Annotated in this window: 21 protein-coding genes and 1 tRNA gene; 2 read left to right on the forward strand and 20 right to left on the reverse strand. The window is 60.3% G+C overall.

The genetic code is table 11. The features are described 5' to 3' along the window. Positions 1 to 92 precede the first annotated feature (92 nt). The 15 genes from pcaD to CJF39_RS13725 all read right to left on the reverse strand — a co-directional run bounded on the left by pcaD (position 93) and on the right by CJF39_RS13725 (position 14,128). Positions 93 to 881: a 3-oxoadipate enol-lactonase gene (pcaD, locus tag CJF39_RS13655; protein ID WP_094993885.1), complete on the reverse strand. Its 789-nt coding sequence runs from the start codon at positions 879 to 881 to the stop codon at positions 93 to 95. Positions 882 to 945: 64 nt separating this feature from the next. Next, positions 946 to 2,151: a 3-oxoadipyl-CoA thiolase gene (gene pcaF / locus CJF39_RS13660; RefSeq protein ID WP_094993884.1), complete on the reverse strand. Its 1,206-nt coding sequence runs from the start codon at positions 2,149 to 2,151 to the stop codon at positions 946 to 948. Next, positions 2,148 to 2,930 (reverse strand): CoA-transferase subunit beta, encoded by a 783-nt coding sequence (locus tag CJF39_RS13665; protein WP_094993883.1) that lies wholly within the window; start codon positions 2,928 to 2,930, stop codon positions 2,148 to 2,150. Before CJF39_RS13665 ends, pcaF begins: the two co-directional genes overlap by 4 nt. Beyond that, positions 2,930 to 3,781 carry a CoA transferase subunit A gene (locus CJF39_RS13670; RefSeq protein WP_094993882.1) on the reverse strand — a complete coding sequence of 284 codons (852 nt, stop codon included), beginning with the start codon at positions 3,779 to 3,781 and terminating at the stop codon, positions 2,930 to 2,932. Before CJF39_RS13670 ends, CJF39_RS13665 begins: the two co-directional genes overlap by 1 nt. 265 nt (positions 3,782 to 4,046) lie before the next feature. Next, positions 4,047 to 4,988: a catechol 1,2-dioxygenase gene (gene catA, locus CJF39_RS13675; RefSeq protein ID WP_094993881.1), complete on the reverse strand. Its 942-nt coding sequence runs from the start codon at positions 4,986 to 4,988 to the stop codon at positions 4,047 to 4,049. Positions 4,989 to 5,021: 33 nt separating this feature from the next. Then, entirely contained in the window at positions 5,022 to 5,312 is a 291-nt protein-coding gene (catC, locus tag CJF39_RS13680) for a muconolactone Delta-isomerase (protein ID WP_094993880.1), read from the reverse strand. A gap of 16 nt (positions 5,313 to 5,328) precedes the next feature. Next, entirely contained in the window at positions 5,329 to 6,450 is a 1,122-nt protein-coding gene (locus CJF39_RS13685; protein ID WP_094993897.1) for a muconate cycloisomerase family protein, read from the reverse strand. Positions 6,451 to 6,557: 107 nt separating this feature from the next. Next, positions 6,558 to 7,334, reverse strand: coding sequence for a 1,6-dihydroxycyclohexa-2,4-diene-1-carboxylate dehydrogenase (locus tag CJF39_RS13690; protein ID WP_094993878.1), 777 nt, complete (start codon positions 7,332 to 7,334; stop codon positions 6,558 to 6,560). 107 nt (positions 7,335 to 7,441) lie between these two features. Then, positions 7,442 to 8,452, reverse strand: a complete 1,011-nt coding sequence (benC, locus tag CJF39_RS13695; protein WP_094993877.1) for a benzoate 1,2-dioxygenase electron transfer component BenC — start codon at positions 8,450 to 8,452, stop codon at positions 7,442 to 7,444. Positions 8,453 to 8,585: 133 nt separating this feature from the next. Further along, on the reverse strand, positions 8,586 to 9,074 hold the full coding sequence (gene benB / locus CJF39_RS13700; RefSeq protein WP_094993876.1) for a benzoate 1,2-dioxygenase small subunit: 489 nt from the start codon (positions 9,072 to 9,074) through the stop codon (positions 8,586 to 8,588). Continuing rightward, the gene (benA, locus tag CJF39_RS13705; RefSeq protein ID WP_094993875.1) at positions 9,075 to 10,436 is read right to left on the reverse strand and encodes a benzoate 1,2-dioxygenase large subunit; all 1,362 of its coding nucleotides are present in this window, start codon (positions 10,434 to 10,436) and stop codon (positions 9,075 to 9,077) included. It abuts the gene before it with no gap. Between the two features lie 180 nt (positions 10,437 to 10,616). Then, positions 10,617 to 11,588, reverse strand: a complete 972-nt coding sequence (locus CJF39_RS13710; protein ID WP_094993874.1) for an AraC family transcriptional regulator — start codon at positions 11,586 to 11,588, stop codon at positions 10,617 to 10,619. A 208-nt stretch (positions 11,589 to 11,796) separates the two neighbouring features. After that, complete coding sequence (locus CJF39_RS13715) at positions 11,797 to 12,639, reverse strand: IclR family transcriptional regulator domain-containing protein (protein ID WP_094993873.1); 843 nt, start codon at positions 12,637 to 12,639, stop codon at positions 11,797 to 11,799. Between the two features lie 151 nt (positions 12,640 to 12,790). Beyond that, positions 12,791 to 12,866, reverse strand: a tRNA-Asn gene (locus tag CJF39_RS13720). A 65-nt stretch (positions 12,867 to 12,931) separates the two neighbouring features. Then, positions 12,932 to 14,128, reverse strand: coding sequence for an amino acid aminotransferase (locus CJF39_RS13725; RefSeq protein ID WP_094993898.1), 1,197 nt, complete (start codon positions 14,126 to 14,128; stop codon positions 12,932 to 12,934). A gap of 335 nt (positions 14,129 to 14,463) precedes the next feature. Here CJF39_RS13725 and uvrB point away from each other — a divergent pair, with 335 nt between their 5' ends. Continuing rightward, on the forward strand, positions 14,464 to 16,479 hold the full coding sequence (gene uvrB, locus CJF39_RS13730) for an excinuclease ABC subunit UvrB (RefSeq protein WP_094993899.1): 2,016 nt from the start codon (positions 14,464 to 14,466) through the stop codon (positions 16,477 to 16,479). A 144-nt stretch (positions 16,480 to 16,623) separates the two neighbouring features. Next, entirely contained in the window at positions 16,624 to 17,775 is a 1,152-nt protein-coding gene (locus CJF39_RS13735) for an MFS transporter (RefSeq protein WP_094993928.1), read from the forward strand. A 12-nt stretch (positions 17,776 to 17,787) separates the two neighbouring features. Here CJF39_RS13735 and CJF39_RS13740 read toward each other — a convergent pair whose 3' ends face one another. The 5 genes from CJF39_RS13740 to CJF39_RS13760 all read right to left on the reverse strand — a co-directional run bounded on the left by CJF39_RS13740 (position 17,788) and on the right by CJF39_RS13760 (position 24,286). Further along, positions 17,788 to 19,107: an MFS transporter gene (locus tag CJF39_RS13740; protein ID WP_094993900.1), complete on the reverse strand. Its 1,320-nt coding sequence runs from the start codon at positions 19,105 to 19,107 to the stop codon at positions 17,788 to 17,790. Positions 19,108 to 19,197: 90 nt separating this feature from the next. Beyond that, complete coding sequence (locus tag CJF39_RS13745) at positions 19,198 to 20,646, reverse strand: efflux transporter outer membrane subunit (RefSeq protein WP_094993901.1); 1,449 nt, start codon at positions 20,644 to 20,646, stop codon at positions 19,198 to 19,200. Next, the gene (locus CJF39_RS13750) at positions 20,643 to 21,707 is read right to left on the reverse strand and encodes an HlyD family secretion protein (RefSeq protein ID WP_094993902.1); all 1,065 of its coding nucleotides are present in this window, start codon (positions 21,705 to 21,707) and stop codon (positions 20,643 to 20,645) included. The genes CJF39_RS13745 and CJF39_RS13750 overlap by 4 nt, the downstream gene beginning before the upstream one ends. A gap of 19 nt (positions 21,708 to 21,726) precedes the next feature. Next, a complete protein-coding gene (locus CJF39_RS13755; RefSeq protein ID WP_094993929.1) occupies positions 21,727 to 23,226 on the reverse strand; it encodes an MFS transporter in 1,500 nt (499 codons plus the stop codon). 151 nt (positions 23,227 to 23,377) lie between these two features. Beyond that, positions 23,378 to 24,286 (reverse strand): LysR family transcriptional regulator, encoded by a 909-nt coding sequence (locus CJF39_RS13760; RefSeq protein WP_094993903.1) that lies wholly within the window; start codon positions 24,284 to 24,286, stop codon positions 23,378 to 23,380. Between the last annotated feature and the right edge of the window lie 292 nt (positions 24,287 to 24,578).

Genomic DNA, 24,578 nt, shown 5'->3' on the forward strand with positions numbered 1-24,578 from the left:
GGCTTGAGCCGCGACACAACAGGAACGTATGGCATTCACCGGCCCTGTGATGTGCGTGTCCGTTCAAGGCAGGCCGGGCCTTGCAGAACCGCTTATGCCCGCAAAAAATCCAGCACGCGGCGAGTGAACTGCGCCCCAGCTTCCACGTTGGACAAGTGCGCCGCGTGCAGCATGACCCGTTGTGCCTCGCGAATGCGCTCAGCCATATAACGCCCATCCTCGACGGTGGTAACCGCATCTTGCGTGCCGCACACGATCAACACAGGGACGTCGATACGGCCCAGGTTTTCCCGAAAATCGGCATCGCGCACGGCAGCACAGTTGGCGGCATACCCCTGGGGCGCGGTGTGCGCCAGCATGTCGACAATCCGCTCAACCCGGTCGGGGCAGGCGATGGCGAATTCAGGGGTAAACCACCGTGCAACTGCGCCATCACGCAGCCCGCGCAGGGCTGCTGCACCGTCAAGCAACACCGTGTCAATGCGCGGGTTCCAGACAGCCGGGTTGCCGATTTTCGCGGCGGTGTTGCACAGCACTAGACGCTGCAAGCGCTCAGGCGCATGGATCGCCAGCCACTGACCAATCAAGCCACCCATGCTGAGGCCACAAAAACTGGCGCGATCTATCTGCAAGGCGTCCAGCAATGCCACGGCATCACGGCCATGCTGTTCGATGCTGTACGGGCCGGGGGTCACACAGGATTGGCCATGCCCACGGGTGTCATAGCGCAACACACGAAAATGCTCGGTGAATGCAGCCATCTGTTCATCCCACATGCGCAAGTCAGTGCCCAGCGAATTGGACAACATCAGTACCGGGGCATCTGCCGGACCTTCAAGGAGGTAATTGAGTGGGCCATCGACCCGTTTTATTCCAGACATACAACACTCCAAGGGGAAGAGATTTTCGGGCCAGATCGCCGTCAATGAACGGCGAACCACCAGGTCAGACGCGCGCTATGGCCAATGCCAACCCCTGGCCGACCCCCACACACATCGTCGCCAGCCCATACTGGCCGCCGTACTTATGCAGATGGTGGACCGCCGTCAGTACCAGCCGATTACCACTCATGCCCAGCGGATGCCCAAGGGCAATCGCGCCCCCCTGCGGATTGACCCGCGCATCGTCGTCAGCCAGCCCCCATGCACGGGTGACTGCCAAACTTTGCGCAGCAAACGCTTCGTTGAGCTCAATCACATCGAAGTCATGAAGACTCAAGTCAAGGCGCGCCAACAGGGTGCGCACAGCGGGCAGCGGGCCTACCCCCATCACCCGTGGCAATACCGCGCCACTGGCCATGCCCAGCACTTTGGCCCGAGGCGTCAAACCATACTTGGCCACCGCGTCAGCCGAGGCCAGCACCATGGCCGACGCGCCATCGTTGAGGCCCGATGCATTGCCTGCCGTAACGGTCTGACCGTCGCCGTTGACCGGCTTGAGCTGTTCCAGGGCTGCAAGCGATGAACCGGCGCGCGGGTGCTCATCCGTGTCAATAACCGACGTTGCGTGCTTGCTGTGGATGACCACCGGCACAATTTCTTCGGCAAAATAGCCCGCCGCTTTGGCCTCGGCGGCCTTTTGCTGGCTGCGCAGTGCGAAGGCATCCTGATCGGCGCGGCTGATCGCGTACTCGTGGGCTACGTTGTCACCGGTGACCGGCATGCTGTCCACACCGTAGGCGGCCCGCAGCGCCGGGTTGATGAAACGCCAGCCCAACGTGGTGTCTTCGAGTTGTTGGGCGCGCCCAAAAGCGCTCTCGGCCTTGCCCATCACATACGGCGCACGGGTCATGGATTCGACCCCGGCCGCGATGGCCAACGCCATTTCGCCGCTGGCAATGGCCCGAAACGCAGCGCCCACCGCTTCCATGCCCGACGCGCACAGACGGTTGAGGGTGACCCCCGGCACGCTGGCTGGCAGACCGGCGAGCAACAGTGCCATGCGTGCCACGTTGCGGTTGTCTTCGCCCGACTGATTGGCACAGCCCATGAACACTTCGTCCACGGCCGTCCAGTCCACCTGCGGGTTGCGTTGCATCAGGGCGCGCAACGGGATCGCCGCCAGATCGTCGGCGCGTACCGGCGCCAGCCCTCCATTCAACCGGCCAATTGGCGTGCGCACGGCATCGCAGATGAAGACCTCGCGGCTCATTCCTCACCTCCCGTCTGCCCGTGGGCAATGGCGGTACGGGCTTCAAGGGCCCGCAGCGCGGCCAACTCTTCCACGGTAGGCGCCAGGGTGGTGGCCACGTGGGGGGCAAAGCGAATCGGCCAGCCCGTGTTGTCAATGACCTGTTCACGGGTCACGCCCGGGTGCAGCGAAGTGACGATAAATTCGCGGCTGTGCGCTTCCGGCTCCATGATGCACAAGTCGGTGATGATCGCCACCGGCCCCTCACCCGGCAACCCGAGACGCTTGCGGTGATCGCCGCCCTCGCCATGCCCGACTGAAGTGATGAAGGCCAGTTTTTCGACGAACGTGCGGTGCCCCTGCTTGAGAATGATCAAGACGTTCTTCGCACTGCCCGCGATTTCCGGCGCGCCCCCCGCACCCGGCAGGCGTACCCTGGGCTGGTGGTAGTCGCCAATCACCGTGGTATTGATATTGCCAAACTTGTCGACCTGCGCGGCACCGAGGAAGCCCACATCGATGCGCCCGCCTTGCAGCCAGTAGCGAAAGATTTCGCCGGTGGGGACCACCGTGTCGGCGGTTTCAGCCAGTTCGCCGTCACCGATGGACAGCGGCAACACGCTCGGTTTTGCACCGATCGGGCCGGACTCATAAATCAGCACCACCTCGGGCGCATGGGTCAAACGCGCCAGATTGGCCGCTTTGGAAGGCAGGCCAATGCCGACAAAGCAGACACTGCCGTTGCCCAGATTTCGGGCAGCCGCCACGGTCATCATTTCGTTGGTATTGAAGTCGTTCATCACTTGGTCCCTGCGTTCAGTTTCGCCTGAAACTGCTCAAAATCCTCAGTGCCACGGATGTGTTCATCGATCCAGGCAGTAAAAGTCTCACGGTCGCGAGCGATGGAATCCCACGCCTGGTAGAAGCGGTTATCACGCTCGTAGTAACCATGGGCATAAGACGGATGTGCGCCGCCGGGGACAACGCACACCGCGCTCAGCGCCCAGCCGGGCAGCACACAGGCATTCATCGGCGCCTGTAAGTCATCCACCACTTCTTCGACGGTCACGATGCAGTGCCTGGCCGCCAGCGCAGCTTCTTTTTGTACGCCGAGGATGCCCTGAATCAACACATTGCCTTTGCGGTCAGCTTTCTGCGCGTGGATCACGCTCACATCCGGGCGCACGCTCGGTACAGCGGCCAATTGCTCGCCGGTGTAGGGGCATTCGATGAACTTGATGTCGGGATTGACCTTCACCAAATCCGAGCCCTGATACCCGCGTAGCACCGCGAACGGCAGGTTTGAGGCGCCGGCCACATACGCATTGGCCATGGCCGCATGGCTGTGCTCGCTGATTGCCAATGGCTGCGGCCAGCCCTTTTCAACGGCGTCGCGCAGGCGATGCAACGAGCCGACGCCCGGGTTTCCGCCCCACGAAAAAATCAGCTTCCTGGCGCACCCGGCACCAATCATCAAGTCGTATACCAAGTCAGGCGTCATACGAATCAGTGTCAGATCTTTCTTTTTCTGACGAATAATCTCGTGTGCCGCTGCCGTCGGAATCAGGTGGGTAAACCCCTCAAGCGCCAGGGAGTCGCCGTCATTCACAAAGCGCTCGACGGCTTCGCGCAGGGAAAGAATCTCAGCCATGGTGATCTCAATAATGTTCAGGACGCAGCAAGGCGTCGGGTAGAGAAGAAGTACGCTCGGCAGGCATGCCACCCCATGCGCTAAACGCTTGGTGGTTCGATAATCGAACACAGGCACCCGATCAGGCAGCGGACGGGGCGCATTCGTTAATCAAGCTTTCATGACGCCTCGCAACAGGCGCATCAGGCCATCCGTGACGCGCCGCGCGCATTGCCCAGGTTAATGCGAGGGGTGGGCAACCGCGCCGCGGCCGCCACTTGCCGGTTCAGCCGTCTTGCATCGCGCGAGGGCGCTGGCTGCGCTGTTCGGCTTCAACCCGTGGTGTCTTTTGCAACTGGAAATCGAATTTCAATTCAGCAAAGCGCTCACCCTGAACCCCCCGCTCACGGGCCACTGCTGGGTCTTCGACGAAGGTAATGTCCCCCACCAGCCCCTCTCTGGTGGCATAGGCAAAGTCATCCCACAGGTACTCTTCACCTGAGAGATTGATCTGTGTGGTCAAGTGCCGATGGCCCGGCGCCGAGATGAAAAAATGAATATGCGCCGGGCGCTGACCGTGACGCCCCAACATGTTCAGGCATTCTTGAGTCGGGCCGTCGGGTGAGCAGCCGTATCCACTGGGCACGATGCTGCGGGCGCGGTACTGGCCCTTGGCATCGGTGACGATGCGCCTGCGCAAGTTGTACGGCGTCTGACGCGTGTCGAAGTAGGAGTAGCTCCCCTGGGTATTGGCGTGCCACACGTCGACCACCGCCCCCGCAACCGCGCGGCCTTCGCTGTCTCGTACCACCCCTTCCAAAAACATCACGGTGGCGTGATCCAGTTCACTGCCGTCGTCCATGCGCACTTCGCCTTCGCCAATGGGCGCGCCCGCCACATACAACGGGCCTTCAATGGTGCGAGGCGTGCCGCCGCTCAGGCCTGCTTGCGCGTCTTTGGCATCTTGTAGCACATCAAGAAAGTGCTCCAGCCCCAGCCCCGGCACCAGCAGACCCGCCTCATTGCGCCCGCCCAGACGGTTGAGGTAGTCCACCGCGAACCAGAACTCGTTGTCGGTGATCTCCAGGTCTTCAATAAGCGTGGCGACGTCGTTGATCAAGCGCAGCATGATGGCTTTAACCCGCGGGTTGCCCTGGTCGTTGTTAAAACCGGCCGCCTCTTTAAACAGGTGCTGTATTTCGGCAGTGTGGCTAACGTTAACGGTCATGGGTGTTACCTCATTTTTTTGTTATGGGCGTAATCAACGGTCGTCTTCGCGAAGGGAGGACGGGTGCCGACACAGCGGCGTAACCTCAATATCCATGTAGGGAAACAACGGCAAACGCATCAAGGTGTCGTGCAGCGCTTGCACACTCTCCACGTCAAATACGCTGTAGTTGGCGTACTGCCCGGCGATGCGCCACAAGTGCCGCCAGGTGCCTTCGCTCATCAGGCGCCGGGCCAGTTCTTTCTCATCGGCCTTCAGTGTTGTGGCCTTGGCCGGGTCCATGTCCGCCGGCAGTTTTACGGTCATCTTTACGTGGAACAACATGTGCGGGTCCTCCGGGTCAGTTACGGGCAAAGAACGCCAGGCGCTCTTCATCGAGGGTCAGGCCAAGGCCCGGCGTATGCGGTACGTGCAACGCAAAATCGCGATAAACCGGTGGTTCAGTGACGATGTCTTCAGTGAGCAACAAGGGGCCAAACAACTCCGTTCCCCAGCTCAGTTGACGCAGGGTCACAAAGGCATGGGCCGAGGCCAGGGTGCCGATGGCCCCTTCGAGCATGGTGCCGCCGTACAGCGCGATGCCTGCCGCTTCGGCAATGGCCGCCGTGCGCAGCACCGCTCGCGGGCCGCCGTTTTTGGCTATTTTCAGGGCGAAGATGCTCGCTGCGCCGTCTGCGGCGAGGCCAAAGGCGTCTTCGACGCTTTCAATGGATTCGTCCGCCATGATCGGTGCCGGACTGCGCTGGTTCAGGCGCACTTGCCCGGCGCGGTTGATACGCGCAATCGGCTGCTCGATCAGGTCGATGCCGTTATTGCCCAACACTTCGCAAGCGCGAATGGCCTGCGACTCGTCCCACGACTGATTGACGTCCACCCGCACGCTGGCGCGCTCACCCAAGGCCTGCTTGATGGCAATCACGTGCTTGAGGTCCTGGGCAACCGGGTTGGCCCCGATCTTCAGCTTGAAAATCCGGTGACGACGCAGGTCCAGCATCTGTTGCGCTTCGCTGATATCGCGGGCGGTATCTCCACTGGCCAAGGTCCAGGCCACCTCAAGGCTGTCGCGCACACGCCCGCCCAGTAACTCACTCACTGGCACCCCCATGCGCTTGCCCTGAGCATTGAGCAGCGCACTTTCCAGCCCGGATTTGGCAAACGTGTTGCCTTTAGCCGCTATTTCCAGCCGCAACATCGCTGCATTGATGTTGGCAGCGTCCTGGCCCACCCACAGCGGTCCCAAATGGCTGTCGATGTTCTGCTTGATGCTTTCCGGGCTTTCATTGCCGTAAGCCAGCCCACCAATGGTGGTCGACTCACCGATACCTTCTATGCCATCGCTGCACTGCACGCGGATCACGACCAGTGTCTGTTTATGCAGGGTGTGCATGGCCAGCTTGTGGGGGCGGATGGTGGGCAGGTCGACGATAACGGCCGACACACGTTCGATCAGGACTTGGCTCATTTCAGGGTTCTCTGTTGCATTAATAAAGATGTCAGGGACTGGCTGCGCCCGGCACAGGAGCAGCGTTGTCGGTGCCTGACACAGATGGCTAACTGGCACAAACCCGCCTAGCCCTGATCGCCCCCCCCGACGGGCAGCGTCACGCCGGTGATGTACGCGGCGTCATCGCTGGCAAGGAACAAAATTGCGCCCGCTTGTTCGTCAATCGTCCCGTAACGCTTCATGTGGCTGCTGCTAACGGTTTGGTCGACGATTTGCTGGTACCAGGCTTTTTCCTGTTCGGTCTGCCCGGCGGCATTTCGCGGGATGCGCCGTGGCGGCGCTTCGGTCCCGCCCGGCGCTGTGGCGTTGACCCGAATCCCGCGCTCGGCCGTCTCAAACGCCAGGCACGCCGTGAGGGCATTCACCCCCCCCTTGGCCGCGCCGTAGGGGACGCGGTTAATGCTGCGAGTGGCAATTGAAGACACGTTGACGATGGCGCCTGCCCCTTGTTCGAGCATGTGTGGCAATGCGGCATGGCAGCACCACAAGGTCGGAAACAAGGACCGGCGCACTTCGGCCTCGATTTCAGATGCCTGGTAATGCTCAAAGGGTTTGGCCCAGATGGTGCCGCCGACGTTGTTGATCAGGATGTCCAGTCGCCCGAAACGTTCGACTGCTGCCGCCATCACCCGCTGGCATTGCGCGATATGTTCAAGGTCAGCGGTCAGGGTCAACACGTCGGTCACATGCGCCCATTCAGCGGCCAGCTCATGCACCAGCTCCGAACGGTCAACCAACACCAATTGCGCACCCTCTTGCCCCAAGCGCTCGGCCACACGCCGCCCAATGCCTTGAGCGGCACCCGTGACAACTGCAACCTTCTTTTGAAAACGCATATTCATGGTTCCGACCTCGCTATAAGCAGGTGGGCGATCCGGCCAGCGAATCCCGCACCGCACTGCGAATAAACACGCCCGTTGAGCCAGCAACGGGCCGACAAGAGCAACACTCAGGCGCTGGCGGCAAATTTCTCGTAATAGAAATTCGCAGGCTCAATGCCGTGTTCGCGCAGGTAGCTGCTAACCGCTTCCACCATCGGCGGCGGGCCGCACAGGTAAACGTCCACATCCCCATCGTTCAGGTGCGCGGGCGCAATGTGCTGGGTGACATACCCCTTGAGCGGGTGCGTGCTGTCCGGGTTGGCGACGCACACGCTGTAGGTGAAGTTGGCGATGCATGCGGCCATGGCCTGCAATTTGTCCACTTGCACCACATCGACGTCATGGGTCACGCCATAGATCAAGTGCAGGGGGTAGGCACTGCCCTGCTCGGCGATTTTTTCCAGCATGGCGGTGAGTGGCGCCAGCCCCGTGCCACCCGCCAACAGCAACAGCGGCCGCTTGATATCCCGCAGGTAAAAACTGCCCATGGGGCCAGTCAGGGTCATGGTGTCGCCGACCGCTGCCTGGCCGACCAAATAACGGCTCATCAACCCGCCGGGCACATTGCGGATCAGAAAGCTGACCTCTGCGTCCTTTTGCAGCGAGCTGAACGAATAGGCACGTGAGTGCTCGCTGCCAGGCACCTTGAGATTGACGTATTGGCCCGGCAGAAATGCCAGGTTGCTCAGGGCCTCGCCCTTGAGCGACAGGCCGATGGTGCTTTCGGAAAGCGGGTGCACTGCGCTGATGTGCACCTCATAACTGGCCTGCCGGGTTTTACACACCTCGCTGGAAGCTGGCACGCGCACCACGCAGTCGCTTTCGGCGCGCATCTGGCAGGTCAATACGAAGCCGCGTTGCGCTTCTTCTTCACTCAAGGCGTCTTCAACGTATTCTTCGCCGAGGTCGTACTGACCGGACTCCGCGAAGCATTTACAAGCACCGCAAGCGCCGTCGCGGCAATCGAGCGGGATGTTGATGCCCTGACGGTAGGCCGCATCCGCAACCGTTTCGCCCACAGCGGCATCAATAAAACGGGTCACCCCGTCTTCAAAATTCAGTGCGATCTTATGGCTCATGGCACGCCTCGCTTAACACAGAAAGAGGTCAAACCGCAGGCGGAGCTTCATGCACGCACGGCACCCAAGGTGGCGGCAAGAACCGGGGTTCTGCTCGCCCCTGATACGGGCCAGCGCAGGCTCCGCATCGGGTTTAGAGGTGGTACACGTCGATAATCTGACGCACGTAGTCGTTCTTCAGGACTACCTTTTTAGCCTTGATCAGCGGGTTAGGCCCGCGGGTGTCCAGGGTGTAAAAGCTGGTGCCGTAGAAATGATCGACGACCTTGTAGCGAAAGCTCAGGGTGTGCCAGTTGAAACGCAGCTTGCACAGGCCCTCCGCTTGCTCGATCAGTTCTATGTTGCTGATGTTGTGCGAGGTGCGTGTGTCAGGCACTGTCGCGCTGGAGCGTTCGGTGCGGATGCGAAACACGCGGTCTTCCAGACCGCTGCGGTTGGCGTACCAGATCAACGAGATCTCGGTCTGGGGGTTTTCCACTAATTGGTCGCGATCGTCCCAGGCGGGCATCCAGAAACTTGCGTCGCGGGCGTACATTTCCAGCCAATCGTCCCACTGCTTGTCGTCCAGGTAACGCGCTTCACGGTAAAGAAAGTCTCGCGCGGCTTCGTAGGTCAGGCTCATTTACGCGCCCTCCACGTAAATCATCTGATCCTGACGGTGTGTAAGCGCTGCCACCATTTGCGACTGCCAATACGTATGCTGCAACACGAACAAGCCCTCGTCTTCGGTGCGCACACCGCTCATCAACGGCTGCAGGTCGATCTCCCTGGCCGATTCGTCGGCGCCATCGACCCAATGCTTACTGCCCCGGGACATGTCATTCCATTCCATGGCGCGACCGGCGAAGCCTTGTTGACAGGCGCGAAACTCTTCCAGATCGTCCGGCGTGGCCATGCCACTGACGTTGAAGAAGTCTTCGTACTGACGAATCCGTTTGGCACGCGATTCAGCGCCCTCGCCTTTGGGGGCGATGCAATAGATGGTGACTTCGGTCTTGTCGACTGCCAACGGCCGGGCAATGCGCAGCTGTGAGCCGAACTGGTCCATCAGGTACAAGTTGGGGTACAGGCACAGGTTGCGTGAATTACCGATCATCCAGTCAGCCCGCGCGTCACCGAACTCACTGGCAAGGCGATCGCGCTCGGCAAACATTGGCCGGTCTTCAGGGTTGTCCCAACGGGTCCAGAGCAACAAATGGCCGTTTTCGAAGGCGTAGAACCCCCCGCCCTTTTTGCCCCAGCCGCCCGCGCTCATGGCGCGAATATCATCCCCTGCCTCTTTGAGCTTGCGCTGCTGCTGGGTCGCGGCGTAGTTCCAGTGCACGGCCGATACGTGGTAGCCGTCGGCGCCGTTCTCGGCCTGCAACTTCCAGTTACCTTCGTACACATAGGTCGATGAACCGCGCAGCACTTCCAGGCCATCGGCAGATTGATCGACCACCATGTCGATGATTTTTTTCGATTCGCCAAGGAAGGTTTCAAGCGGCGCAACGTCATCGCGCAGGCTGCCGAACAGAAACCCCCGGTACGACTCAAACCGAGCAATTTTCTTCAGGTCATGGGAGCCGTCGCAGTCGAAGCTTTCCGGGTAACCGGCGTGCTTGGGATCTTTGACTTTGAGCAGCTTGCCCGAGTTATTGAACGTCCAGCCGTGGAACGGGCAGGTGTAGGTTGCCTTGTTGCCGCTTTTGAAACGACAGAGCATTGCCCCGCGATGGCTGCAAGCGTTGATAAACGCATTGAGTTCACCCGCCTTGTTGCGTGCGATAAAAATCGGCTGACGCCCCATGTGGGTGGTGTAGTAGTCGTTGTTCTGCGGGATCTGGCTTTCATGTGCCAAGTACAACCAGTTGCCTTCGAAGATGTGTTCCATCTCCAGATCAAACAACCGCGGGTCGGTGAACATTTCGCGTTTGCAGCGGAAGATGCCGTTCTTTTTATCGTCTTGCAGCAGGCTGTTCAGGTAGTCGAGTCCCAGGTTCATGGCCATGGCTCCGTTATTATTGTTTCAACGGAATCAAGGCTACGTTCCCCGGTGACGCGGCAATATCCGCTTTGTGCACGACCTCTATCCGTTTACTGCATACCCGCAGTCGGCAGGTAAACGGCAGCGGATGGGCGGCACAGCAAAAGGTCATCGGCCCGGATCAGGCCGACGGTGCAGCTACCCCTGAGGGTTAGGTGCCTTGTGGCGACGCAGGGTTTCGGAGGGCAATTCGCCAAAAGCACTTCTGTAGCTTTCCGAAAACCGTCCCAAATGCAGGAACCCATACTCCAGGGCGACTTGCGTCACGTTGCGCACCCGTGCGGCCGGGTCGCAAAGGCTTGAGCGGATCTGTTCGAGCTTCTTCTGACGGATAAAACTCTTAGGCGTCGTGCCCGTGTGTCGCTCAAACAAGGCATACAACGAGCGTGGGCTGCTGTGCGCCAGACGGGCCAATTGCTCAACACTGATGTCGTGTTTCAGGTTGGTTTCAATAAATTGCAGAATGCGCTCAAAACTGGCGGCGCCTTGTGCGAGCGGCAAGCGGCTGACGTTGTTGTCCAGCAGTGTCAGCAATTTGGCGCAGATGATCCGCGTAAAGTGCTCTTGCACTTGCTGCAACGTGTGAGCGCTCTCCGCTTCCACGCACACCAACTGCAACAGACCGTAAAAACCCTCTAACTGATGCAGGTTGTGCCTGGGTTTGAAACGAATTCCGTCATCAGGGGGCTGCCAGTGATGATCGCGGCACGTTTTATCCAACAGCGACGAAGGCAATTTGATGATGAATTTCTCGCAGTCAGCGGAATACGTGAGGTCGACCGGATCATCCGGGTTAATCAGCAACAACTCGCCGGGGCTGAAGTGGTGCTTCTCACCGCCCCCGCGCCAGAGGCAATGGCCACGCAACAACACCTGCAAGTGGTAAATGGTCTCCAGCGCAGGCGAAGTCACCTGCACACTGCCGCCGTAGCTGATGCGACACAGGTCAAGGCTGGCGAACTTGCGATGGTTTAACGAAGCCGCGGGCTGACCGAGCCGCGGCATACGGATGTCGTGCATTCCCATGTGTTCATTCACGTAGCTGGAGACGGCATGGGGGTCCGCACGGTCGAACACACTACTGGTGTTACTGAGCAGGCAACTGTTCATGGCAAGGCACTCACGTTGTTTTTATGCACTGCGCTTTGCCTAAACGCAGTGTTTGATCAAGCTGCCACCGATTCTATGCCTGTGTGCACAGATAAATACGCTGACCGGAGGAACGGTTCTCGGCGCATGGCGCCTGTCGCATTAAGCCGCACGACGAAGAAGGACTCAATTGAACCTTCTGCCAAGCGTTCGATTAACGCACACTGTTTCAGCTATAGAGCCGGGTGCTGAGTTCCCGGCTGGCTTGCAGCAGTATGGGCAGGTAGCGCGACTCCAGCTCCTGGCTAGATACGCGGCTGACGTGAGTCCCCACATTGAGGGCTGCCAGGACTTGTCCCGCCGCGTCTTTCAATGGGACGGCAATCGAACGCAAACCGATTTCCAACTCTTGATCGACAAGTACCCACCCCTGCTCGCGGACGTGTCCGATGCTTGCGCGCAAACCGTCCACGGTATGGACCGTACGGCTGGTTTTGACGTGAAGTTCGGCACGCTCCAGATAATCGTCCAGCGCCAGATCATCCAGCCCGGCGAGCAGAATTCGTCCCATGGACGTGCAATAGGCCGGTAAACGACTGCCCACACTCAAATCAACCGAGATCAAGCGTTGAGGGATTGCCGAGCGGGCGATGTAGAGGATTTCATCGCCCTCCAGCGTGGCCATTGAGCACGCCTCATGCACGTGTTCGCTGAGGCGATCCAGAATGGGCTGGGCCGTCACCGCCAAGGGGGTCGAAGACACGTAAGCGTGACCCAGGGTCAGCACTTTGGGCAGCAAGGAATACGTGCGCCCATCGGTGGTGGCATAGCCGAGTTTGATCAGGGTATGCAAGCAACGGCGTACGGCGGCACGGGGAATTTCGGTGCGATGGCTGATCTGCGCAATCGTCAGTTGCCGTTTTCGCTCCTGGAAGGCATGCACCACGGCGAGGCCTCGGGCCAGTGACGTCATGAAATTCGGGTCGCCGGTCAAGGCGTCGATGCGCTTGGCGGGTGACGCCACAATTGGCGGCGCCACGGTAGAGAGTGGCAACGGGCGTTCTTCGCTCATTATTGTTTTCCTGTCCTGATGCCAACAAAGGCCGGGGCGATTATCGAACCGCCACTTGATAATCGCAAACGGACGCGGCACAGCTAACAGGCAGGAAACCTTATCGACAGGCATAAAAAAAGCCGCTATCGCTAGCGGCTTTTCTTTTATCTGGCTCCACGACCTGGACTCGAACCAGGGACCCAATGATTAACAGTCATTTGCTCTACCAACTGAGCTATCGCGGAATGGCGACTATCTTACTGATATAAAAAGAGAAGTCAACACTCGTGAAGACTTCTCTTTGCATTATTCAGATGACCTGAACAATGGCGTCGGTAACCACCTCAATGTTGCGCTGGTTCAAAGAAGCCACGCAGATGCGACCCGTGTCGAGCGCGTAAATGCCGAACTCGGACCGCAGGCGCGCCACTTGCTCCACGGTCAGGCCCGAGTAAGAGAACATGCCGCGCTGGCGGGCCACGAAGCTGAAATCGTGCTCAGGTGCCTTCTTGGCCAGCAACTCGACCATTTGCAGGCGCATGCCACGAATGCGCAGGCGCATTTCGGCCAGCTCGTCTTCCCACATGGCCCGCAGCTCAGGGCTGTTGAGCACAGCCGCCACAATGCTTGCGCCGTGGGTTGGCGGGTTCGAGTAGTTGGTGCGGATCACACGCTTGACCTGAGACAGAACGCGCGCGCTCTCGTCCCTGGATTCGGTGATGATCGACAGTGCGCCAACACGTTCGCCGTAGAGCGAGAACGACTTGGAGAACGAACTGGACACAAAGAAGCTCAGGCCCGAGTCAGCAAACAGGCGCACGGCTGCGGCGTCTTCGGCGATGCCGTCACCAAAACCCTGATAGGCCATGTCGAGGAACGGAATCAGTTGGTTGGCCTTGACCACGTCCAGCACGTTCTGCCAGTCAGCAGGGGTCAGGTCGACACCGGTCGGGTTATGGCAGCAGGCGTGCAGCACCACGATGGAACCCGACGGCAGCGCGTTCAGGTCTTCCAGCATCCCGGCACGGTTCACATCGTGGGTGGCGGCATCGTAGTAGCGGTAGTTCTGCACCGGGAAACCTGCGGTTTCAAACAGTGCGCGGTGGTTTTCCCAGCTTGGATCGCTGATGGCGACCACCGCATCGGGCTGCAGCTGCTTGAGGAAGTCTGCGCCGATTTTCAGAGCGCCCGTCCCGCCGACTGCCTGGGTGGTGATGACACGGCCAGCGGCCAGCAACGGCGACTCGGCACCGAACAGCAGTTTTTGAACGGCTTGGTCGTAGGCGGCAATACCGTCGATTGGCAAGTAACCGCGCGACGCGTGTTGAGCGACGCGTTGGGTCTCGGCTTCGACAACGGCACGCAAGAGCGGAATTCTTCCCTCTTCGTTGCAGTAAACACCGACCCCCAAATTCACTTTGCTGGTACGGGTATCGGCGTTGAATGCTTCGTTGAGGCCCAGGATAGGATCGCGTGGTGCCATTTCGACAGCGGAGAACAGGCTCATTATTACGGCGGCTCTGAATAGGGAATGGAGGGGGTGACAACGCTCCAGCCGATTGCACTAGAGCGGTGCACAAACGGGGAGCAAGTATAAGCCCGTACACGATTGGGGCAACAGGCGATTCCCGGATTTGGTCAAGTATTTCAGTTTATTTTCAGGCCACTGGTCTAATTGCATTCCGGGCCTGAATGGCCCTGTCAGACACGCGCCTTGAAACAGTCAGTCACCAACACCATATTTAGCCGTATCCTGTTTTTTTCCTGCGGCATGCGTCGTATGCAGTCTTTCGCGCATTTGAAAGGTCCATGCCTTTATAGATGCGAATCCAGAGGTCAGATATGTCCGATTTTCAGCTCGTTACCCGCTTTGAGCCCGCAGGCGATCAACCCGAAGCCATTCGCCAGATGATCGAAGGCATTGAAGCCGGCCTGTCCCACCAGACCCTGCTCGGGGTGACCGGTTCGGGCAAGACCTTCAGCATCGCTAACGTGATTGCCCACGTGAACCGCCCGACCCTGGTGCTCGCGCCCAACAAGACCCTGGCGGCGCAGTTGTATGGCGAGTTCAAGTCGTTCTTCCCGAACAATGCGGTGGAATACTTCGTTTCGTACTACGACTATTACCAGCCCGAAGCCTACGTACCCTCCTCTGACACCTTCATTGAGAAAGATGCCTCGATCAACGACCACATCGAACAAATGCGTCTGTCAGCGACCAAAGCGCTGCTGGAACGCAAGGACGCGATTATCGTGACCACGGTGTCGTGCATCTACGGCTTGGGCAGCCCCGAAACCTATTTGAAAATGGTGTTGCACATCGACCGCGGCGACAAACTCGATCAGCGCGAACTGCTGCGTCGCCTGGCCGACCTGCAATACACCCGCAACGACATGGACTTCGCGCGTGCCACGTTCCGCGTGCGTGGCGACGTCATCGACATCTACCCGGCCGAATCCGACCTCGAAGCCATCCGCATCGAGCTGTTTGATGATGAGGTCGAGAGCATCAGCGCATTCGACCCCTTGACCGGTGAAGTGATCCGCAAGATGCCGCGCTTCACCTTCTACCCGAAAAGCCACTACGTGACCCCGCGCGAAACCCTGCTCGACGCCGTAGAGGGCATCAAGGAAGAGCTCAAAGAGCGCCTCGATTACCTGCGCGCCAACAATAAGCTGGTGGAAGCCCAGCGCCTTGAACAGCGCACCCGCTTCGACCTGGAAATGATCATGGAGCTGGGTTACTGCAACGGCATCGAAAACTACTCACGCTACCTGTCGGGACGCGAATCCGGGGCTCCGCCGCCCACGCTGTTTGATTACCTACCGGCTGACGCACTGCTGGTGATTGATGAATCCCACGTCAGTGTGCCGCAGGTCGGCGCGATGTATAAGGGCGACCGCTCGCGCAAGGAAACCCTTGTTGAGTACGGTTTCCGCCTGCCGTCGGCGCTGGACAACCGGCCCATGCGTTTTGACGAGTGGGAGCGCATCAGCCCGCAAACCATTTTTGTCTCGGCCACACCCGGCAACTACGAAGCCGAGCATGCGGGCCGGGTGATCGAACAGGTGGTGCGTCCGACCGGTCTGGTGGACCCGCAAATCGAGATCCGCCCGGCACTGACCCAGGTCGACGACTTGCTGTCGGAAATCACCAAGCGTGTGGCGCTGCAAGAGCGCGTCCTGGTGACCACGCTGACCAAGCGTATGTCCGAAGACTTGACCGACTACCTGGCTGACCACGGTGTGCGTGTGCGTTATCTGCACTCGGACATCGACACGGTGGAACGGGTCGAGATCATCCGCGACTTACGCTTGGGCGTGTTTGACGTGCTGGTGGGCATCAACTTGCTGCGTGAAGGCCTGGACATGCCGGAAGTGTCATTGGTGGCGATTCTCGACGCTGACAAGGAAGGCTTCCTGCGCTCCGAGCGCTCGTTGATCCAGACCATTGGCCGGGCAGCCCGTAACCTCAACGGCCGGGCAATCCTGTACGCAGACCGTATCACCGGCTCCATGGAGCGGGCGATCGGTGAAACGGAACGGCGCCGGGAGAAACAAATCGCCTTCAACCTTGCCAACGGCATCACCCCCAAAGGCGTGTTCAAGGACGTGGCCGACATCATGGAAGGCGCAACCGTGCCCGGCTCGCGCAGCAAAAAACGCAAAGGCATGGCCAAAGCCGCCGAAGAAAACGCCAAGTACGAAAACGAACTGCGTTCACCGAGCGAAATCAGCAAGCGTATTCGTCAGCTGGAAGAAAAAATGTACGCACTGGCCCGCGACCTGGAATTCGAAGCCGCGGCGCAGATGCGCGACGAAATCGGCAAATTGCGCGAACGTTTGCTGCAGGTGTAAACCGTGCACCAGCAGGTCCAGAGGGCCATGCAAAGCCTGTAGGCGCACGCAGGCTGCGTTTTCACAGCGCAGCCTCGCACCGCCCGCCGCGAATATGTCAGGATGTTTCGCCGCGTCGCACCGACTCGATAGACAAGGATGATCATGACCGCCGCCGTTACGCAAAAGCCCGTTGTTCCGGGACGCCTCGAGCAGATGTCGACCCGCATGGCGTTCTTTATTGCCGGGTTCGGCGTGGCGGCCTGGGCGCCGTTGGTGCCCTATGCCAAAGCCCGGGCGGGGCTGGACGAGGCCACCTTGGGCTTGCTGTTGTTATGTTTGGGGGCCGGTTCGATTCTGGCGATGCCCATCGCGGGCATGCTGGCGACCCGTTATGGCTGCCGCAACGTCACCATCGCCGGTACGCTATTGATTTGTCTGGCACTGCCTCTACTGGCCACCGCCAGCACCGTCGCACTGCTGATTGCCACGCTGTTTGTGTTTGGGGCCGGTTTGGGGGTCGTGGATTCCACGGTCAACCTGCAAGCCGTGATCGTCGAACGCGCCAGCGGCCGCAATATGATGTCGGGCTTCCACGGCCTGTTCAGCGTGGGCGGGATTGCCGGTGCGGCGGGGGTCAGCGCCTTGCTGGCGCTGGGGCTTACACCGCTGTGGGCGATTGCCGTGGTGATTGTGCTGTTACTGGCTGCGCTGGCCAAAGCCGCACCGCACCTGCTGCCGTATGGCAGTGAAAGCAGTGGCCCGGCATTTGCCATCCCTCACGGCGTGGTGCTGTTCATCGGTGTGCTGTGCTTCATCGTATTTTTGGCCGAAGGGGCCATGCTTGACTGGAGCGCCGTGTTCCTCAGCGCTGAAAAACACATCGGCGAAGCCTATGCGGGCTTGGGCTATGCCGCCTTCGCCGTGACCATGACCGCCGGGCGCTTGCTGGGCGACACCCTCGTCCGGCGGTTGGGCCCCACCCGGGTGATCGTGCTGGGAGGGGCGCTCGCGGCGTTGGGCCTGGCACTGGCTACCCTGGCACCGGGTTGGCAAGTGGCATTGCTCGGCTACGCGCTGGTAGGCGCGGGATGTTCCAACATTGTGCCGGTGCTGTACTCCGCCGTGGGCAAGCAAACCGTGATGCCTGAACACATCGCCGTACCGGCCATCACCACGCTGGGCTACGCCGGTATTCTCGCAGGCCCTGCGGCAATCGGATTTGTCGCACACGCCAGCAGTTTGAGCGTGGCCTTCCTGATGATCGCCGCCCTGCTGCTGGTCGTGGCCATCAGCGGGCGGATCTTGCGGGTTTAAACCTGGCTGCCCCTACCCTGGCACATTCGCCAACAGCCGTTGCTCCACCTGCACCCCCCGTGCAAAACCGAACACGCGTGCCGTGAGCACACCGACCAGCCCCATCATTGCGCAGAATCCCACGCAAACCCACGGGCTCCAGGGCATCAGCGCAATCAGCAACAGGGGCGTGGTACTGGCCCACAGGGCGTACGCGATGTTGTAGGTGAAGGAAATACCCGATACCCGAATCGGAGCAGGGAACAACCCCACCATCACCGACGGCACCACGCCGACGATGCCGCAGGTCAGGCCGGCAAACGCATACGCCAGCCCCGGCATGGCCCATTGACCGACCAGACTGGCGTAAAGCAGGCCAATCCCCAGCGGCAGCAGCAGACTGTAAAGCACGATGCTGCGCCATACGCCGATGCGGTCCACCATCAACCCGGCCAGCACGCAGCCCAGGTTTAAACACACGATCCCCAGACTGCTCAACGCAAAGGTATGGCTGGCGTCCATACCAAAGCGCTGTTGCATGACGGTGGGGGTTATCACCACAAACACCACCACCGCGCTGGTCAATACGCAGGTCAGTAACGCCGCAGGCAGCAAGGCACTGCGATGGTCGCGCAACACGGTGCGCAGCGGGAACTGCGCCCTGCCCTCGTTGCGTTCGCGCAGGGCCAGAAAGACCGGGGTCTCGCTCAGCCAGCGGCGCAGCCATACACCGATCACCCCGAATACCCCGCCCAGCAGGAACGGAAACCGCCATGCGTAATCAAGGATTTCGGCGGGGGTGAGGAGCTGCGCCAGCAACGTCGCCGTCAGGGCTCCCAGCAAATAGCCGAAGGTCAAGCCGGCCTGCAAAAAGCCCAGTGCATACCCGCGTCGCCCGGCCGGGGCGTGCTCGGCCACGAACACCCAGGCGCTGGGCACCTCGCCCCCTACCGCTGCGCCTTGCAGGATGCGCAACGCCAGCAGAATCAAGGGGGCGAAGTAACCAATGTCGGCGTAAGTGGGCATAACCCCGATCAGCAGGCACGGCAGAGCCATCATTAAAATACTGAGGCTGAACACCCGTTTGCGGCCCAAATGGTCGGCAAAGTGCGCCATCAGAATGCCGCCCAGCGGGCGTGCCAGGTAGCCGGTCACGAAAATGCCGAAGCTTTGCAGCAAGCGCAGCCATTCAGGCATGTCCGGCGGGAAAAACAGCTGGCTCAGGGTCAAGGCGAAAAAAACGAAAATGATGAAATCGTAGATTTCCAGCGCCCCGCCCAGGGCCGCCAGGCCGAGGGTTCGGTAGTCAGACCGGGAAAAATGCACCGAAGAGGCTTGAGTATCAGCAGGCATAAATACGCTCAATGTGAAAGGAACACGCCTAAGCAGACGCTGCGACCAAGGGCGCGAGCATAGCAAATCTGCATCCTGGGTCTTCAACCTCTACTTGAGGCAGGGCTCACGCCTGCACTGACTCACCTCCCAGCCCCCACCCAGCGAGACATAGACGTCCACCAGCGCTAGCGACACCGCTGCCGTGCTCTGCACCCACGCCGCCTGATTGGCCAGCAGCGCGTTTTGCACCGTCATGACGTTGAGAAAATCCACCGTGCCCTGCGCGTACTGCTGATGCACGCTGTCGAGCGCCCGCTCGCTGTGACGCACCGCCTGCTGCAGGCTGTCCCGGCGTTGCTGGTTGGCCTGATAGGCCACCAGCGCATCATCCACCTCATGCCAGGCCCGCAGCACGGTTTGCTGATAATGGACCCCCGCTTCCTGCTGACGACCTTCCTGCAATTGCAATGCGCCCTGCAAACGTGCGCCTTCAAACAACGGCACGCTCAAGCCCGGCCCGAGAGCAAAGCGGCGCGAGCCCCAACTGCCCAAATCCGACAACTGCAGGGCTTGAAACTCAAGGTTGCCGGACAACGTGATGCGCGGATAGAAGTCTGCTCGCGCCACGCCGATGGCGGCCGTTGCGGCGTGCAACCTCGCGTCGGCGCTGCGAATGTCCGGGCGGCGCTGGGCCAGTTCACTCGGCAAACCGATGGGCACATCCCCTCGGTACGCAGGCACGGGGGCAAGGGTCGCCAATTGCCGGTGCAACGCACGCGGCGCCTTACCCAGCAACAGGCTCAAGGCATTGATCAACTGAGCGCTGCTTTGCTGCAACGGCGCCAGTCGCGCTTGCATCTCCGCCACTTGCGAGGCAGCTTCAGACACTTGCAGGTCCGTGGCCACGCCCTCCTGGACTTGCAAGCGCGTCAACTCCAGCGTGCGCTGTGCAATCTTCAGGTTTTGCTCCACCACCGTCAGCACCTGCTGGGTGCCGCGCAACTGGATGTACTGTTGCGCCGTTTGCCGCATGACCAGCAATTGCACGCCGTGGCGGTCTTCCTCCGCCATGCGCACCGTGGCGTCGGCCGCTTCCACGGAGCGCTTGACCCGCCCCCACACGTCAGCTTCCCAACTGAACCTAAGGCCACCATTCCACAGGCTGAACGCCTGTTTACCGCTGCGACCCGACGGGTCGTTCAACCCGCGCTGACTATTGCGGCTGCGGCTGTAATCCAGCCCACCACTCACCGCCGGCAAGGTGTCGGCCGCGATCTGGCGACGTAGGGCACGACTTTGCTCAAGTCGGCTGGCGGCTTGTTGCAGATCGAGATTACTGAGAAGCGCCTCACGCACCAGGTCCGCCAGTTGCGCATCGCCAAAACTGTCCCACCAACGCCAATCGACCTCACCTTCGACCGCCCGGCTATGACCGGTTTCACTGGCCGTGGGCGCCCAATGTGCGGGCAACGGTGAGGTCGGGGTGCGAAAGTCCGGGCCCATCACGCAACCGGTCAGGTTCAAGGCTACGGCGCAGGCCAATGCGTTGAGTTTCATCGCGCAATCACCCGTTCGGGTCGGGTCGAGGCGATGTCGATGGCCGCGTCCACCGACATGCCCAGACGCAGCTCGCTGGCCATAGGCTGACCTTGATCCAGGGTGATTTTTACCGGCACGCGTTGCACCACTTTGGTGAAATTGCCAGTGGCGTTGTCCGGGGCGATGGCCGAAAACGTCACGCCCGTGGCCGGGGCAATGCTGTGAACCGTGCCGAGCAAGAGTTCTCCGGGGAAGGTATCGACCTTGATGCTGACCCGCTGGCCAGGCCGCATGTGGGTCAATTGATTTTCCAGAAAGTTGGCCACGACATAGGCCTGCGCCAAAGGCACCACGGCCATAATCGTGTCGCCGGGCTTTACGTAGGCCCCAAGTCGCAGGCTGCGGCGCCCGATCACGCCATCAAAGGGAGCGACCACGCGGGTGTGCGACAGGTCCAGCTCGGCGCGTGCCAGCAATGCTTGCGCATGTTGCACCGAGGCTTGAGCGGCGGTGTGCTCGGCAACCAGCACGCGGGTTTGCTGGCGGGCCGCTTCCAGCGCTGCCTTGTGCTGAGCCAATAATGCGCGGGCGGTTTGCGAGCGGTTTTTTGCCTGCTGCGAATTTTGCAGCGTCCCGGCGCCCTGGCCTGCCAGATGCTCGTAGCGCTTCAATTCATGGGCCGCAAACTCCACTTGCGCCAGGTCTGCGTCCACCGTGGCATTGGCCTGTTCGATCAACGAACGCTGGCGTTCCATCCTTGCCAGCGCATTCGCCTGTTGCGCCTGAGCCATGGCCACACTGGCCTTTGCCGCCTGTACCTCAGCCTCGTAGTCTTGCGGATCGATGCGCGCCAGTAACTGGCCCGCCTTGACCGGCTGGTTATCCTGCACCAGCACCGCCTCAATAAAGCCCGCTACCTTCGGCGCCACCAGGGTGAAATCGGCACTGACAAACGCGTCATTGGTGCTTTGCACCGCGCTAGCGCCAAACACCAGCCGCCACAGGCCATACAACAGCACCACCGCCAGCAGTCCCAGCCCCGCCGCCACCCAAGGCGTGCGCCCGCGTGTTGTGTTCATGTCATTACTCCGCACAGATTCAGCCAGCAGCCCGTGGCGGATAGATCCGCGTCGGGCCGAAAGGGATTAAAACAATCAGCAGCAGGGCCAGACCGGCCATGCACAGATAAAGGTCAGACGAGGTCAGCACTATCGCCTGCTGGTGAACACGGCGTGCCAGATCTGCGCCGTCGCTGACGAGTGGCCAATTGCCGATCCGGTCCACCAGCATCATCGAGTGAAAGTGTTCGCGGTTGAGGGTGATCACTTGCAGCAAACTGCCCGCGGCCATGGCCGCGAACCCTTTGACCGTGTTGAACCAGGCCGACGCAAACGGCCCGTCGGCCGGGTTCAGGCTGCCTGTGGCCAGCATCAGCAGCGGAATCACCGCCATGGGCTGGGCAATGATTTGAATCGCTTGCAGCGCGTAGAAGTTGTCGCGGTTCCACGCTGAGGTCACTTGCGAGCCAATAACACAGGCCAGCGCCAACAAGGCCAATCCGATGGCCAGCACCCAGCGGCAATCCACCCAACGCACGTTGCACAGTGCGACCACCAACGGCAGTGCGATCAGCTGCGGCACCGCCACCAGCAGCATCACCGGCGCGGTTTCCAAAGGCCGGTAGCCCTGAATCTGTGCCAGATAACTGGACGGGATCTTGATCAGCGCCAGTAGCACAAACAGCACCCCACCCAAGGTGATCAGCGCGTGCGCAAGGTTACGGATCTTGAGCAACTGCAATTTGAAAAACGGCAACGGGTGCGACCATTCATTGATGAAAAACAGCACCAGCAACCCCACCCCGCCGACGATGAACAGGCGGATCATCGGGGACGCAAACCAGTTCATGCGTTGACCCAGCTCCAACCCCAGCACCAGCATGATCAAACCCGGCAGGCCCAAGAGCAGGCCGCGCCAGTCAAATTGCTTGAAACGTTCAAGGCGTAGCGGGTCGTGCGGCAAGCCCCAGGCGACACAGGCCATGGCCAGCAGGCTTAACGGAATGATTTGCCAGAACGCCCATTGCCAACCTGCGTATTCCACCCACCAGGCTGACAGCGGTGTGCCAAAACTGGGGCCAAAGGTGGCGGTCAGCGCGTAACTGCCCAAGCCGTACAGGCGAATCCCCGGTGGCAAAAAACGCAGCGCCGCTGACATCAACATGGGCGGCAAGGCGCCCCCGGCAAAGCCTTGCAGGATGCGCAACAGCATTAGCACATCGACAGTGGGGGCGAACGGGCAGAGGATGCCCAGCAGCAAAAAGGCGCCAATCGCGCATAGCGTAAAACGTCGCAGGGAGAACGTCGCAGCGCACCACGGCGCAAAGGCCATGGCGCTGATCGAGGTAGCTGAGTAAACCGCCAGCAGCCAGGTGCTTTCGTCATAGCCGATGCCCATCGCGCCGCGAATGTCTGGCATCGCCACCTTGATGACGTTTTCGTTGAAACCCGACACCAGCACGGCCAGCAGCACGCCGACCAGCCCGGTGAAAATCCGCAGGCCGAATGCCGCGTTGATGACCGGGGCCGGCACTGGCATACCCTGCACGCCGCGCGCACCGTTAGAACCGCCGCACATGGCTGACTCCGTCGTCATTAAAGAGGACGAAAAGTGTAATCAGCAGCGACAGTTATAAAAATTGATATATCGGCACGCGTGGAATGCGCCAAACGCAATCCACAAATACCCTTCAGGCCGTGGCGTTATCGCACAGGGTTTTCAGGGTCCGGCGCAGCCAACGGTGAGCGTGATCGTTGTCGAGTCGCGGGTGCCATGCCTGAGAAATTTCTTCCGGTTTTACAAGGATTGGCAGCTCAAAAGCGCGCAGTCTCAGCCCCAGGGGCTCCAAGGCTTTAAGCAACAACTGTGGCATCAGCGGCAGGATCAATTCCGAGTCAGCCAAGGCAAAAATCGCGGAATAAAACGTCGGTGTGGTGAATAGCACCCTGCGCTCAAGGGCCATTTGCGCCAGCACCGCATCGATAGGCCCACGCGCTCGCCCCCGGCGCGAGACGCTGATGTGGTCGTAGGCGGCGAAACGCTGCGGCGTAATCGGCTGATCGAAAATCGGATGCCCTTCTCGGGCCAGCCCTACGAACGGGCAGGTAAACAAGTGCTGCACTTTGATGTCTGCACTTGAAGGAAGCGTGGACCCGATGGCCAGGTCAATGCGGCCCTCACTCAAAGCCTCATCGTCGGTGAAGCCTTCAGGTACCACCCGCAACGCGGCATTCGGCATTTCCAAGGCCATTTTCCGACGCAATGCCACGCCATACACACCGAAAAATACATCTTTGGCCCGGATGCTGAAGGTGCGGTCCAACTGACTAAGGTCGCTGTCCTGCCCTTGGGTAAATACCCCGTGCGCCAGTTCAACCACACCGCGCACCTGCTCGCGCAGTTCCAGTGCGCGGGGGGTGGGCACCAGCCCGCGCCCGGAACGCACCAAAATCGGATCATTCAGGGTCTCGCGGATGCGCGTCAGGGTGCGGCTCATTGCGGGCGCGCTGAGGTTCATGCGTCGGGCAGCGCCGACCACCGAGCCTTCTTCAAGCAATACGTTGAGGGCAACCAGTAAATTCATGTCAGGTATGTGCATGGGCCAAAGGTTAGCGCCTAAGTGATGACGTGAACAGTTCCAGGCATTGCGCCGGCGCCATGCCCCCACCTGAAAAACGCACCATTGTTGCGCATAAGGTAAAACTGTTTCGCGCCTCCTTAGCTAGCTAACTAAGTGGCCCATTGATACATTCTCGTCCGTCAGGTCAGTCCTGACGCTCTCTTTGGTTGAGATAGTTGGCCATTACCGGATCCCCATGATGGTAATGGCCCTTTTTATGCCCCCTCGCTCAACCCGCACCTGCCTGCTTGTCTTTTCTGCCACTTTTGGC

The sequence above is a fragment of the Pseudomonas lundensis genome (assembly GCF_002269125.1).
Taxonomy (GTDB): Bacteria; Pseudomonadota; Gammaproteobacteria; order Pseudomonadales; family Pseudomonadaceae; genus Aquipseudomonas; species Aquipseudomonas lundensis_A.